Source organism: Alkalihalobacillus deserti (genome assembly GCF_020734105.1).
Taxonomy (GTDB): Bacteria; Bacillota; Bacilli; order Bacillales; family Bacillaceae_D; genus Halalkalibacter; species Halalkalibacter deserti.
Genome location: NZ_JAJAFR010000001.1, coordinates 305,276 through 319,232, shown reverse-complemented (window position 1 = coordinate 319,232; position 13,957 = coordinate 305,276). Strand labels below are relative to the sequence as shown.

The window sequence follows — 13,957 nt, the reverse complement described above, 5'->3', positions numbered from 1 at the left end:
AATTACTAAATGAACTTATCCAATGTATTTTAAATCCTCTATACATAGAAATACACTTGACTGCAGGTTTAGCACTTGGTTTATCTATTAAGCAGAAATACGGTTGAGATTTCTCTATGTTCCAATCCAGGGTTCTCCGCTCATTCAAATCTAATTCATCGTTAATATGAGATCTATTTATTAACAGACTATGTATTCTTTTTTAAATTATGATGATTGCATCAACTTATTGTCGATTTTTCAAAAAACAAAAAAAACTTGTAACAAAAGTGTCTAGTTACAAGATTTCTATCGTCATTTTTTCTGATTTAACATTTTAGTAACCGTATCAAAGTTTACTGAATTCGAATCATTCAATAGGGTTTGTACGATCTTTTCTTCCATTTCTTTAGAAACCTTTTTATTGGCAACAGTAGATACCTCTTGAACGATTCGCCTAACCGTGTGTTCGTCTTTAAAATTAGCGTTCTGAAATGAGTTTGCCAATTTTAGAACATCCGTCATCTTAACGCCAGTTTTCTTTTCAATGTTTTGAAAAAAACCTTTTCCAAACAAAATACATCCTCCTCTTATTGGTAAGTAGAGAATTGCTCCACGGTCAAAGTGGAACAATTCCTACATGTCACTAATCCTATTAGTAGCCGTAGCCACCATAAGATGCGCCAATGATGATTAACAAGATGAACAATACAACAAGTAATGCAAAGCCACCTCCGTGTGCGTATCCAGACATGTAGAACACCTCCCTCGAACCAGTAAGTAAATAGCAGATAACTACTATTCTTCATTACTATATGCAATTTAAAAACAACATGTTTGGGTTTATGTTTAATTTTTTTAATAAGCTTTTTGATTTTTTTATTCTGTCTTACTTCCTGCTGTGGTGAAAGCCGTTTCTCAAACTCAAAAAACTCATCCCCGATACAAATAACTTTATTTAGGGAAGGATCATAATATCTTACGTCTATACAGCCCCTCGGTGACTCCTTAACCGTTGGGGCAGGATCGCGCTAAACGGGTATACGTGATGAAAAAAAGACAAAGAGAGAAGCATCTTTTGCCTCTCTCTTCGTCTTTTTATTGATTTTGTTCAACGTTTCCATTCGTTAGATCCACCAAAAACCTGGACGTTGCTCAGCTTTTTTATCATCTGCAGACTGAGTTTGCGCGGGTCTAGGTGTCCCGAAAAGAAGTTTTGACCAAGGATCAATCATTTCCCTTTCTTCTTTAGGGTCTTTATTCTCTCCCTTTACTGGCTTTTTATCTTCAATTGATTTTTTATCTTTTATTTGTTTTTTATCTTCAACTGTTTTTTTATCTTCAACTGTTTTTTTATCTTTTACTGTTTTTTTATCTTCAACTGGTTTGCATACTGGCTCTTCTACTGGTTGTTCACATACCAGCTTTTTATCCTCAACTGGTTTGCTTGTTTTTTTCCCTTTTGACCCTGGCGTTGTCATGTCTCTTCCAATTGTTGGATTTCGATGTTCATACATGCTGAATTCTCCTTTACCATTAGATTTACTATATAGTGTATGGAGAAACAACTAGTTTGATTGGGTGTCTATGCAATGATTATAAGATCATCACACCATCTAGACTGTGAAAGAAACGTTTTGATTGAAAAGGCTCTGATTCCGCTTCTTTACTTAATTGAATAAATTCATCAATATTCATATTCACTTCTTCTTCTAGGGAGTGCACCCCAAGAATCGGCTCACTTTCATATTCATTCACTAACCATGTAGCTAAACCACTTGGAGACCTCAATATATTAAACGATGTAATGATGTGATCAATAGATATTTTCTCAAGTTGCCTTAATACTCGCTCTAATGTAAAGGAGGTTTCTATTTCATCGAAATCCCAACTTAATTCAAGAGTCTCTAGTATCTCTTTCATCTTTTCGGTCGTATCAGGTTCCACATTTTCTCTAAGAGGTAATTGCTCTAATATTTTTGAAAAGGATTCATCGCCTATCATAATCGTTTTCGGATCCATCTCATCAATCATAAAATAGCCTATGAAGGCCGTTGGCAAGAAAATATATTGAACAAACCCTGTAACCGCTTTAATATCTTCAAAAAGTAAACGAACCGATTCTTGCTGACCCGAATATGAATTCAGAATTTGACCAATAAAAATTAAATCGTTCTGCTTATAGATTTGATTATTTGGAGAAAGCCAGCTGTCTCCTTGCTTTACTTTCCTTTTCCAGTAATCAGGATATTTGTATTTACACAAATTCGCACCTACTCCCTAGTGAACACTAGTTTCATAAAAACAGGCAGCCCTTTAAGGATCTGCCTGTTCGTATTGATTAGTCTAAAATAAATGATGAAACTATATTACCCAATTTTTCAACTTTTATTCATCAATTCTTAATATCCACATCATACTAAAATTCTTAGAATCAATCTACCTATTTTTACCTAGACCTATCCCTCTTAATAAACCTTATCTGGTCTTACCTTTAATTTTCATTTCTGTTGATCCTGCTACATTGCATCTCGAATAAATTCATTATCCACTGTTTCATTCTTCCAATCAGAAGTATATTCCTCGATCATTTATAGAATGGTTGAGTTACTTATACAAAAAAGCCTGTTCTCTTTTAACAGAGACTTAGATATTATTTAAACCAATCTTCCTCCACAAATTCTTTATTCATATATACACCGGTTTCATAGCCTTCACTTGCCGCTCCCATTAATCCAGTAAAGCGTTTTGCTGCGTCACCAATAATAAAGAGTCCATCTATACTTGTCTTACCATGCTCTTTTGTTTCAAATCCATGTTTATCATTTAATTTTATTCCTAACTCTCTAGGAAGCATCGTTGCTTGTTCTGCACCTGTATCTACAATAAATCCAGCTTCTCGATAGATTGTTTCTCCATCGTTGAAAACGATTTGCTCTAAAAACCCGTCCTTTGATATTACTTCTTTAATCGGAGTTTCAATCAAACGAACCTTGTGTTGGCTCAACTCTTGTTTTTCTTTTTCAGTTAGTTTAGCAGGTCCATTTGTCGCTACGATTAAGTCCTTACTCCAATTGTAAATTAAACGAATGTAATGAATGAGGTCTTGTTTATTTCCAATCATCGCGATTGCTTGATCACAATGTTCCCAAGCATCACAATAAGGACATGAGAATACTGATTTTCCGTAAACTTGATCAAGTCCTGGGATATCAGGGATATCTTCTTTTAACCCCGTTGCAAAAATCACTTTTCTACTATAATAGACAGAACCTGTTTGGGTCGTGGTTTTAAACTGTTTCTGTTCATTTACGACTCCTTCCACTAAATCGCTCACAATGGTTACATTCGGATAGGTTTTCATTTGCTCATGGGCCAATTCTCTGAGTTCAAAAGGTTTAATCCCGTCTCTTGTTAGAAAACCATGGGACTCATATGTCACCTCATTCCGTGGATGACCTGAATCAATTAACACGACACTTCTACGTGACCGTCCTAGTACTAGGGCCGCACTTAAACCACCAGGACCGCCCCCCACAATGACAACATCAACCGTTCTTTGATCCATTGTCTAAACCCCTTTCCGAGTTTAATTCGATTCTGACAAAATGAAAAAGGCAGACCTAGTCTGCCCTTCTTTTACTCGTCGTATTCTATTCTTCGTCCCAAACCTTGACTTCTTGCATCGTGTCGCCTTGCTTAATACGGTAAATAGAATCAAGCCCTTCAACAACTTGTCCAAATACAGTATGAACACCATCTAAATGTGGTTGTGGCTCATGCACGATGAAGAATTGACTTCCACCCGTATCTTTTCCAGCGTGTGCCATTGAAAGAGAACCCGCAACATGCTTATGTGGGTTACCTGCTGTTTCACACTTAATTGTGTAGCCAGGACCACCCGTTCCGTTACCAGTTGGGCAACCACCTTGAGCAACGAAACCAGGAATTACACGGTGAAATGTTAATCCATTATAAAAACCTTCATTAGCCAGTTTCTCAAAGTTTTCAACATGTCCCGGTGCAGCTTCCGAGAAAAATTCAATTACAAGTTTTTCGCCATTTTCAAAAGAAATAGTACCTTTTTTCATATGTATAGCCTCCATTTTTGAGTAGATTCACTTTATTGTACACGATTAGCTTTGGAATGTGAAATCGAATGACTGAAGTCAGAAAATAACTCATAACATTACAAATTCTAACACCTGGTTCTTCTGAGTTATAATAAAAAACGAGTGCTACCTTAATTGGTAAGCACTCGTTTTTAAACCAAGACAAATCTAGTTTGACACTTTTTTTACTAATGGTAAATCTAAACGAACAAGATCTTCATATCGTTCACGTCTAACCACCTCAAAAGCTTCACCTTTTTCAACAAAAACAACAGCAGGACGAGGAATTCGATTATAGTTATTTGCCATCGCATAACCGTATGCTCCTGTACAAAAAACAGCTAAAATGTCTTCATGATTAGCTTTAGGTAACGGTAAATCCCAAATTAACATATCGCCACTTTCACAACATTTACCAGCAATCGAAAAGGTTTCAGTTGCTTCTTCATTGGCGCGATTCGCTAATACGCCCTCGTATTCAGCTTGATACAAGGCAGGACGCAAATTATCACTCATTCCCCCATCAACAGCTAAATAATCACGTACGTTAGGAATGTGTTTGTGAGAACCAATTGAATATAAAGTTGTTCCTGCATCTCCAACAAGGGAACGTCCTGGCTCAATCCAGATTTCAGGCATTGTTAAATTCGTTGCAGCAGCTTTTTCTTTCACAACTTCAATCATTTTCCTCACATATTCTCCAACTGGAAGAGGCGTGTCGCCTTCAATATAGCGAATTCCAAAACCGCCACCTAAGTTTAAAACACTAGGCGTAAAATCAAATTTCTCTTTCCATACTTCAATTAACTCAAACATCTTTTCAACCGCCATCACAAAACCCTTTGTTTCAAATATTTGTGATCCGATATGACTGTGTACACCAAGTAAGTGCAAAAATTCATCTTCGTGTGCTTGTTGCACCGCTTCATGTACTTGACCACTTACAAGGTCAAAACCAAACTTCGAGTCTTCTTGACCGGTTGAGATATAATCATGCGTATGCGCTTCGACTCCAGGGGTAATCCTAAGAAGGACTTCCATACGATGCTGACGCTCTTTACAAATACGACTTAACTCACGAAGTTCATAGAAGTTATCAACAACAATACAACCTATTCCAGCTTCAACTGCCATTTCAAGTTCAGCTAGGCTTTTATTATTCCCATGAAAATGAATACGGTCCATTGGATAACCCGCTTCAATGGCCGTATAAAGTTCACCACCTGAAACAACATCAAGGCTTAGACCTAACTCATCAGCCAACTGAAACATCGCTAAACAGCTAAATGCTTTACTTGCATAAGCGACTTGAAAAGGAACTGCCTCCATTTTGAAAGCTTCTTGAAACTGCATCGCTCGCTCGCGAATCAGGGCAACATCATACACAAATAAAGGGGTTCCATATTTTGCTGCGAGATCAACTGTATTCACTCCACCAATTTCTAATTGACCTTGATCATTAATACGACTCGTACCATTTGTATACATTTATGTTTACTTCCTTTCTTAGTTGAATACTTAAAAAAGCAGCTAATGTTGGTACACTAGCTGCTACAACTGCACAAGAGTAACCTAATCTTACGGTAAAAACATTGTTAGTTACATACCTATATGCATGCAAATTCCACCTTAAAAATCTATTAAATCGTACATAAGATTTATAAAATTATGAGTATAACTTTATCACACTAAATAGATATGTTCAAGAGTTCTAAAAAGCTGTTAAAAGCCACTTACAACCTACACCAAGAGCATCGTTTTTTTAGATAACTTTTCTTCTTGTATTTTCTTTTCAAAACTTTTTATCCCTGCAAGAATCGGTAACTCTAGAAACGGTCTAATATAAACACTATTGCTCTTATGGTTACTATGATGCCATAAGTTCAATCGGTCAAACGTAGAACCTTCCTTCTAATACCCCTGCTCTCTAAATGAATGCTTTTCTACTAAAGTTAACATATCAATTTTTTCCACTCAAAGAGGAAAAGCTACGCAAAATTGCGAAGCTTTTTCCCATTTATTCTGCCTTAACTTTTTGTTTAATCGGATCTTGCGGGTTAACAATTCTTGGACGGAATCTGGCACTTGGTACAGACGCTCGCACAAGGATATGCCACATCGCAGGGGGATCAAATGGGAGAAATGGCCATAAATATGGTTTTTGAAATGTTTTGATCACTGCAAGTGCTAAAATAAACAGTGTGGTTCCAATGATAAATCCAGGAGCTAAAAAGATAGCTACGGCAAAAATCAAGATCATTCTTGCTGCTTTTAATGCCACGCCTAGTTCATAACTTGGTGTAGCAAACATGCCGATTGCTCCTATCGCAACGTATAAAATAACCTCTGGAGTAAAATAACCAACTTGAATCGCTATTTCCCCAATTAAGAGAGCCGCAACTAAACCGAGTGCTGTCGCGAGCGGAGAAGGAGTATGGATGGCTGCCATCCTTAACAGTTCTATCCCGAGTTCAGCAAAGACTATTTGTAAGAAAACAGGGATGTTATTCGTTTCATTGGGCCCAATAAAATCCAAGGCTGGAGGGAGCAAAGAAGGTTGCATAACGAGCAATAGCCAAAAAGGCAAAACCATTAACGAGAAAATAATACCAATAAATCGAGTCCACCTTAACAAGGTTCCAATAAACGGAGCTTGACGGTATTCTTCGGCGTGTTGGACATGATGAAAAAAGGTGGCAGGCGTAATAATTACACTTGGTGACGTATCCGTCATAATTAGGACATGACCTTCGAGTAAATGATTGGCCGCCACATCTGGTCGCTCTGTATACCGAACAAGTGGAAATGGATTAAATCCTTGTTTAACCAGATATTCCTCCACAATTTTATCCGCCATTGTCAAACCGTCTATATTAATGGCTTCAAGTTCTTTTTTTAATATCTCGACCATTTTCGGATCAGCGATTCCATCAATATACGATAAACAAATATCCGTCTTAGAACGCTCTCCTACCTGCATAATTTCATGGCGTAATCGTTCATCACGAATTCTACGCCGGGTAAGAGCTGTGTTGATAATAATATTTTCCGTATAACCATCACGTGCCCCACGAACAACTCTCTCTGTATCGGGTTCTTCAGGTCCACGACCAGGATAACTTCTCACATCAATAACAATCGCCTGGTCTTCACCCTCAATTAAAATGAAAATCAGACCAGAGAGCATTTGTGTGATCGAATCTTCTAACGTGTTTTTATACTCTATCTGAACATGCGTCAAGTGGTTCGTTATTGCTTGTTTCACATTCGTCGTTTCTGTTTTGCGACCACGGACATCTAAATCCATTAACTCTTTTAACAATTCAATAATGTATTGAATATCACATAACCCAGTAACAAAGTAAATTTGAATGTGTTTATCTAGAATGGTTAGGGTACGGACTCCAACATCAAAGGACTTTCCAAATCCAAGTCTCTTTTTTATTTCTGCTTCATTTTCAACAATGTTTCGAGATATCGGGGTCTCTTTTTTTTCATGGACGTGACTCATGATATCCGCTCCGTTTCAAAATGATTTCCACTGCTTGCTTTGTAATTGGGGCCCCTTTTTTGATCGAATCAAATCCAGCCATTTTGCCTATATCTCCAACCCCAACAACAACCGGAATAGTTAATTCATCCAAAATATAAACTGTATCGCCATTTATTCTTCCTATTTCCAAATCTGGTAATCCCTCTTTATCGACTCCAAATTCTGTTAAGTTTCCATATCGATCAATGCTTACATCAACATGTGTCCATTCACGTGAGTGAGTCGAGGAAGCAACAGCTATTGCTCCCAACACGTCAATTTGCGGATGTAAGGCGACATATTGCATCGCTTTTTCTCCTAATCCACCTTCATGTTGCCCGCAATCATCAAACATTACTAGGACTGGATCATAAGGAGTCTGTAAAATAAGAGAGACGATTTCTTCTCCGCTAATTGGAGTTGGGTTCCCCCACGAGTAACTGATACACCTTCCACCTACTTCCTCTGCCGCCAACTCTATGACTTTCCGTGCATGCTCATCCCCATCCGTTACTAAGATCACTTTTCGTCTCTCCATTTTCATCACCCCTTTGGTTTAAAGAACATCGCTACTAAAAAGCTAAATAAAATCGTTGATGATATCCCTACAGAAGTCACTTCAAACACCCCCATTCCGACTCCGAAAAAGCCGTAGCGACCACCTTCGGACATCGCTCCATGTACAAGCGAATGTCCAAAACTAGTTATTGGAACAGTGGCTCCTGCACCAGCGAAATCAATTAACCGATCATACAGATGAAATCCATCTAGCAAGGCACCACCAACAACTAGTGTACTAAGCGTATGGGTAGGAGAAAGTTTGCCTATGTCCATGAGCATTTGTCCTATAAAACAAATCAACCCTCCAACTACAAAAGCTGCCGCATATTCAAACATGTTTACTCCTCCCGTTCAAATGACAATGCATGTGCGATACATGGTATCGACTCTTTTTGTTGTATCATTAGAGGACTTAATAGTGCACCTGTAGCAACAACTAACAACCGCTTGATTCTACCCCGATTCATTTCTTTCAATAAGTGGCCAAATGTTACGACAGCTGGACAGGCTGCACCGCTCCCACCCGCAAATATCGGTTGTTCCTGATGATAAATCATCACACCACAATCCTCATAACGATCTAAATGAATTCCCTTATCTTGTACTAGCTTGCGCAAAATACTACTTCCTACACGTGATAAATCACCTGTAACAATGACATCGTAATAAGAAGGATCACGTTTCGTTTCTAGCAAGTGTGTGACAATGGTATCCGCGGCCGCTGGAGCCATCGCGGATCCCATATCGAATGGATTTTTGATACCCAAGTCTTTTACTTTACCAATCGTAGCGTCTGTCACTTTAATAGGAGCAGGCTTTGTCCCTACAATGATCGCACCAGCACCGGTAACGGTAAATGTTGCCGTATCAGGACGTTGACCACCAAATTCAGTTGGGTTTCTAAATTGCCTTTCAGCTGTTGCATTATGACTACTAACTGCCACAAGTGCGTTTTTTGCTACTCCTGTATCAATAAAAAGAGAAGCTAAAGCCAACCCTTCCATGACTGTCGCACACGCAGAAAACAACCCTAAATACGGAATTTCCAGTTCTCTAGCGTAATAATTTGATGTAACAATTTGATTAAGTAAATCACCAGCTAAGAAATAGTCGATTTCAAGACTTTTTTTCTCCGCATGCTTTAATGCTGTTTCAACAGCGTCTTTCATTAATCGTCGTTCCGCTAACTCCCAATTCTCTTCCCCTGCATATAAATTGTCGTAGCAAACATCAAAACTATCCGCGAGGGGCCCTTTGGATTCTTCAGGGCCAACTGCAGTCCCTGTTCCCTGTACGTAGACAGGATTGTGAAAATGCCATGTTTGCTTTCCACGTCTTTCCAATCCCAACACGCCCTTTACGAGTTAATCAACATTTCGACAAGCAATCTAGTTAAACTGACTAAATATGCAGAGAGAACACCAAAAGCTATAACTGCACCTGTTAGTTTAAACATATTGGCACCTATACCAAAAACAAGTCCCTCACTTCTATGCTCCAAGGCTGCACTTGTCATCGCATTGGAAAATCCTGTAACAGGAACTAGTGAACCTGCACCAGCAAATTGCCCTAGTTTATCATAAACACCAAAACCAGTGGCGAGAGCCGCTAATAATATTAATGTCGCTAGCGCCGGACTCATCGCTTCTTCTTGAGTGATTGGCAAATAAGTCATATAAATTTGACTGATTCCATGGCCTAACATACAAATTAAACCACCCACTACAAAAGCCTTCACACCATTTTTGATAATATGACTCTTTGGTTGATAGAGCTTTATGTTTTTCTGATATTGTTTTTGTTCATCCTTACTCAAAATTCAACCCCCCAGCTCTGATCACACATCCTGATTTAAAACTCACGATAATCCACTCATTTTGATTTTACCGTTAGTATGACTGAAGAATCCTTCCTTCATTCTAAAATAAAGGAAAAGAGGATGAATCAATGGAAATTTCCCCACGAATTATCCTCACTTTCTTTACATGCCTACATTTATAGAAAAAAAACTGACATCTTGTTTCTGTACACGACATGCTGTTTCCACTCATTCATATTAAACTTTTGCTCAACATAAACTTGATGCCACACCATAAATGAGAGTACAGTCCAAATTTTTCTACTGTAATCAGCTTTGTTCAGGTTATGATCATCTAATAATTGTCTGACATACACTTTAAAGATGTATTCACTCGTTTCACTGTCTTTGATTAATTCGAGCGCCCAGTCATATAATTGATTTTTCAATCAAAAACGCAAATATTTATAGAATTGTTTAAGAAAGAAAATAATATTAAATTTATTGCTCACATCAAAAAAAAGACAATTCCCAGCAACATTGTGATAGGAATTGTCTTTTTTAGATTAGATTTGATGGTTTTTCTCTTCATATGGATGAGCAACCCATCCATCTGTATCGATGAACAAGCGGACAGCCACCACTTGACGATCTTCCATTAATGTAAAGAAGTGAGGTGTGTGCTCTGGAACAGAAATAACATCACCAGCTTCAAGCTCAATATTAAAATAGCCCGTTTCGTCGTCGCCTTTCACGATAAAAATGCCGTGACCTGCTGTAATAATACGCACTTCATCATCCGTATGAGTATGAACTTGCTCGAATTTTTTTAATAACTCTTCAATGTTTGGTGTTTTTTCTGATAAGGCAATCACATCCCAATTCACATATCCTCTTCTGTCTGCAAGAGATCGAATGTCGTCATCATAACTTTTTAAAATTTCAGCTTTGTCTTCATCTGTTAAGTCAAACTTCTCAACTAAACTCTCAGGTAATTTCCCCATGTCCCAACGTTCAAAGAATACCCCTTGTTCTTCTAAAAACGCATGAACGTTATCTTGTCCTTCAACTACTTTACCGCTGTTTCTCACTCTAATAACTGCCATTTATAAAACCTCCTTTAGATTAATTGCCTTCGCATGTAATAATTTCATTTGGTAGGAAAATAAGAACTCACAAGCTTCAAGATGTCTTTTTGCCTCAAATGCATTTTTTCCCCATACTGTTATCCCATGATTACGAATGAGAATCGCTTTTGTTACTGATTCAATCTTCTCACCAATAGCACGACCAAGCTTAGGCAAATCAGCCCAATTCTCAACGATTGGGATGGTAAGTTCCCCATCTTCCTCCCAAATACCAAATGCTTTGATAAGTTCGACATTACGAAAAGTTATTGCCCCCTTCTCTGCATATAACTCAGAAATCAAATTATTATCTAACGTATGAACATGCAAACTGCAACCTGCATCCGTTTTTTTATACACTTCTAAATGAATAACTGTCTCTGCAGATGGTTTCCCTTGGTCTGAAAGAGGATTGCCTTGCTCATCGACGAGGACAAAGTCCGTTTCTGTTTCTTTGTATTTATCTTTTCCACTAACTGTAACTAAAAAAGTTAATGGATCATCGCTTACTTTTATTGAAAGGTTGCCACTTGTTCCTGGAAACCAATCTCTCTCTGCAAGCTCTCGCTTTACAGTAGCTAACTCATTCCACTTTGAGATCATGCTGTCACCTCTTTATCTTTCAAAATCTGAATTACTTCATGAAATGTCTGAAAAGAAGCATGTGGTAATTCAAGATCTTGACACTTTTCTAACAGAAAATCTCTGGCAATCACAAAATCCGCTTGTTTGGCTGCTTGAAGATCGGTAATGGAATCACCAATCACAATTGTAAACCGACCCTCTCCGATTTTTCGTAGAATAGAGGGTTTGCAACATCCACACTCATTCGTACAATGACAATCACAAGCATGTGGCCATTCCACACGGATCTTCTCTTCATTAAACTTTGCTTGATTGCAGTAGATAGGAAGCTGATAGCTCTTAAGGAGCGGATTGACAAAGAAATCCATCCCCCCACTTACTACAATCAAATCAATGTCATGCTTTTTTGTATACTCGACAAAGGTTCCAAAACCATCTCTAATCTTAGCATCGTCTAATATAAATTCAGTCATTTCTTCTTTAAGAGAAGAGGGAAGGAGTCTAAAAAACTGTCCAACTCCTTTTTGAATGGAAAGACGCTGAGCCAATACATCGTCCTTAATCGCTTCCCATTCTGGTGGCGCAAACCTCTTCATAATGGCAACAATGTTATCATTAACCGTAATTGTTCCATCAAAGTCACAAAATATCATTGGTCGCTTTTTCTCGTTCATTCGCCACCCCATAATTCAATGGCCTTAGCCAACTCAGGATGATCAACCGCTGCCTCATTTAATGTTTGGTTGTTTAAAACTGCATCAATTGCTTGTACAAACGCTTTCCCACCTGCAGCTGCTCCGCCTGGATGTCCGTGTATTCCACCACCTGCATTAATAATACTATCCATGCCAAAATCGGCAATTAGTTTCGGTGTCAGTCCTGGATGAATCCCTGCTGACGGAACTGGGAATGCCTTTTTAAACTGGTCTTCTTCTATTAAATTTCTTGCAATTGCTTGGGTCTCTTCCTTCGCCATCGCTACAGACCCATAAGGTGATGGGAACAATACCAAATCTGCCCCAGCCATCCTTGCTAATTTACCAAGTAATAACCCCGGTGCAAGACCGTAATCAGGTGAAGAAATCATCGTCCCAGCAAAGGCTGGATGAGCCATAATAGGCAGTGGAATATTAGGGTCTTCAGCGAGTGCCTGCATGACATCAAGACCATAAGCAAACACATTAAAGAGAAGCAAATCTGCGCCTAGCTCCACTGCTTTATAAGCCTTTTCTCTTAACTCCATGGTTTTCCCAGTTAGGTTGACTGCGTGAAGTGTTCTCTTGCCAGTTTCCTCATAGCTTTCACGCAACGCTTCCTGACAAACTGGTATTCTTTTTTCAAGTGGTGTTAACTCATTCTCGAAAAGAATCTCATCGTCCTTGACAATATCTATTCCACCTAGAGCTTGAGCTTTCATTTGTTCTTTTAGAGAACTAAGATCGCGTCCGATTACACCTTTGAAAATACTCATTAATAATGGACGCTCGTATGTATTGGTTAAGCTCCGGATTCCTTCAATTCCAAATTGTGGACCCGGGTAGCTACGTTTAATCTCTTCACTGAACGATAGATCAAGAAGCTTAACTTTTCCATCAAGAGAAAATTTTCCGAAAGTAGTCGTTAACACAGCTGGTAGATCATTTGAAAAATTAATAGCCGGGTATCCGACCGTAATAACAGCTTTGTTGTCGGCAACCATCTTCGTCTCAACTACTCTTCCTTTATGTCGTTGTAATTGCTCTTGCTCAACAGTTGGGAGATTTGTCCAAGAGCCGACTGTAAGTCCAGTCGCAATAGCTTCTGCTTTTTTTGCTAAGTTGTCTTTCTTTACCTCGAGAATATATGTTGCTAGTACCTCACTCACTACATTTCCCCTCCATAAAACTGCATTCACTAACCAAGGGAACCGGAAGAAATTAACAGTTTTGATAGTTTTTAATTTTGACAGCATTTTTTTTAGTCGTCAATCTTTTTCAAATACCTGGACAGCCTTCTTTAGTAGTATATCAAATTTCAAAATTTATTAAGATAAATGAACAATTAAGTTTTCAAAATTAATTGACATGTTCCATTAATCAAGGGTAAGATGTCATCAATTATTAAATTTCATAAACTCTTATGATGAGAAGGCTGAGGGAATTGGACCGATGACGCCCGGCAACCGGCTTGTAAAAGCAATGGTGCTACTTCCAACAGAATGTTACATTCTGACAGATAAGAGGGACGAACGTGACGTTTCAATCCTCTTGATCTATATGCAGGA

General features: G+C 38.3%; 17 protein-coding genes and 1 riboswitch. All 17 genes read right to left on the bottom strand.

Annotated elements, in window-relative coordinates; translation table 11 throughout:
* Positions 1-294: 294 nt before the first annotated feature.
* Positions 295-555: a sporulation-specific transcription regulator SpoVIF gene (spoVIF, locus tag LDX58_RS01650; protein WP_227935119.1), complete on the bottom strand. Its 261-nt coding sequence runs from the start codon at positions 553-555 to the stop codon at positions 295-297.
* A gap of 79 nt (positions 556-634) precedes the next feature.
* The gene (locus tag LDX58_RS01645) at positions 635-733 is read right to left on the bottom strand and encodes a YjcZ family sporulation protein (protein WP_227935118.1); all 99 of its coding nucleotides are present in this window, start codon (positions 731-733) and stop codon (positions 635-637) included.
* A 373-nt stretch (positions 734-1,106) separates the two neighbouring features.
* The gene (locus LDX58_RS01640; protein WP_227935117.1) at positions 1,107-1,496 is read right to left on the bottom strand and encodes a hypothetical protein; all 390 of its coding nucleotides are present in this window, start codon (positions 1,494-1,496) and stop codon (positions 1,107-1,109) included.
* A 79-nt stretch (positions 1,497-1,575) separates the two neighbouring features.
* Complete coding sequence (locus LDX58_RS01635; protein ID WP_227935116.1) at positions 1,576-2,244, bottom strand: hypothetical protein; 669 nt, start codon at positions 2,242-2,244, stop codon at positions 1,576-1,578.
* Between the two features lie 388 nt (positions 2,245-2,632).
* Positions 2,633-3,547: an NAD(P)/FAD-dependent oxidoreductase gene (locus tag LDX58_RS01630; RefSeq protein ID WP_227935115.1), complete on the bottom strand. Its 915-nt coding sequence runs from the start codon at positions 3,545-3,547 to the stop codon at positions 2,633-2,635.
* A gap of 85 nt (positions 3,548-3,632) precedes the next feature.
* Complete coding sequence (locus LDX58_RS01625; protein ID WP_227935114.1) at positions 3,633-4,070, bottom strand: peptidylprolyl isomerase; 438 nt, start codon at positions 4,068-4,070, stop codon at positions 3,633-3,635.
* A gap of 189 nt (positions 4,071-4,259) precedes the next feature.
* Positions 4,260-5,579 (bottom strand): diaminopimelate decarboxylase, encoded by a 1,320-nt coding sequence (gene lysA / locus LDX58_RS01620; protein ID WP_227935113.1) that lies wholly within the window; start codon positions 5,577-5,579, stop codon positions 4,260-4,262.
* Positions 5,580-6,108: 529 nt separating this feature from the next.
* Positions 6,109-7,602, bottom strand: a complete 1,494-nt coding sequence (locus LDX58_RS01615) for a spore germination protein (RefSeq protein WP_227935112.1) — start codon at positions 7,600-7,602, stop codon at positions 6,109-6,111.
* Positions 7,586-8,161, bottom strand: coding sequence for a stage V sporulation protein SpoVABEA (gene spoVAEA / locus LDX58_RS01610; protein WP_227935111.1), 576 nt, complete (start codon positions 8,159-8,161; stop codon positions 7,586-7,588). The genes LDX58_RS01615 and spoVAEA overlap by 17 nt, the downstream gene beginning before the upstream one ends.
* 5 nt (positions 8,162-8,166) lie before the next feature.
* Positions 8,167-8,520 carry a stage V sporulation protein AE gene (gene spoVAE, locus LDX58_RS01605; protein ID WP_227935110.1) on the bottom strand — a complete coding sequence of 118 codons (354 nt, stop codon included), beginning with the start codon at positions 8,518-8,520 and terminating at the stop codon, positions 8,167-8,169.
* Positions 8,521-8,522: 2 nt separating this feature from the next.
* Positions 8,523-9,527 carry a stage V sporulation protein AD gene (spoVAD, locus tag LDX58_RS01600; protein WP_227935109.1) on the bottom strand — a complete coding sequence of 335 codons (1,005 nt, stop codon included), beginning with the start codon at positions 9,525-9,527 and terminating at the stop codon, positions 8,523-8,525.
* A gap of 14 nt (positions 9,528-9,541) precedes the next feature.
* Positions 9,542-10,000, bottom strand: coding sequence for a stage V sporulation protein AC (gene spoVAC / locus LDX58_RS01595; protein WP_227935108.1), 459 nt, complete (start codon positions 9,998-10,000; stop codon positions 9,542-9,544).
* Positions 10,001-10,179: 179 nt separating this feature from the next.
* Positions 10,180-10,431, bottom strand: coding sequence for an asparagine synthase-related protein (locus LDX58_RS01590; protein ID WP_227935107.1), 252 nt, complete (start codon positions 10,429-10,431; stop codon positions 10,180-10,182).
* 117 nt (positions 10,432-10,548) lie between these two features.
* On the bottom strand, positions 10,549-11,088 hold the full coding sequence (gene mtnD, locus LDX58_RS01585) for an acireductone dioxygenase (RefSeq protein WP_227935106.1): 540 nt from the start codon (positions 11,086-11,088) through the stop codon (positions 10,549-10,551).
* Positions 11,089-11,712 carry a methylthioribulose 1-phosphate dehydratase gene (locus tag LDX58_RS01580; RefSeq protein WP_227935105.1) on the bottom strand — a complete coding sequence of 208 codons (624 nt, stop codon included), beginning with the start codon at positions 11,710-11,712 and terminating at the stop codon, positions 11,089-11,091.
* A complete protein-coding gene (locus tag LDX58_RS01575) occupies positions 11,709-12,368 on the bottom strand; it encodes a 2-hydroxy-3-keto-5-methylthiopentenyl-1-phosphate phosphatase (RefSeq protein ID WP_227935104.1) in 660 nt (219 codons plus the stop codon). Before LDX58_RS01575 ends, LDX58_RS01580 begins: the two co-directional genes overlap by 4 nt.
* Positions 12,365-13,558 (bottom strand): 2,3-diketo-5-methylthiopentyl-1-phosphate enolase, encoded by a 1,194-nt coding sequence (locus tag LDX58_RS01570; protein ID WP_227935103.1) that lies wholly within the window; start codon positions 13,556-13,558, stop codon positions 12,365-12,367. The genes LDX58_RS01575 and LDX58_RS01570 overlap by 4 nt, the downstream gene beginning before the upstream one ends.
* A 249-nt stretch (positions 13,559-13,807) precedes the next feature.
* Positions 13,808-13,915: riboswitch (SAM riboswitch) on the top strand.
* The last annotated feature ends 42 nt before the right edge of the window (positions 13,916-13,957 follow it).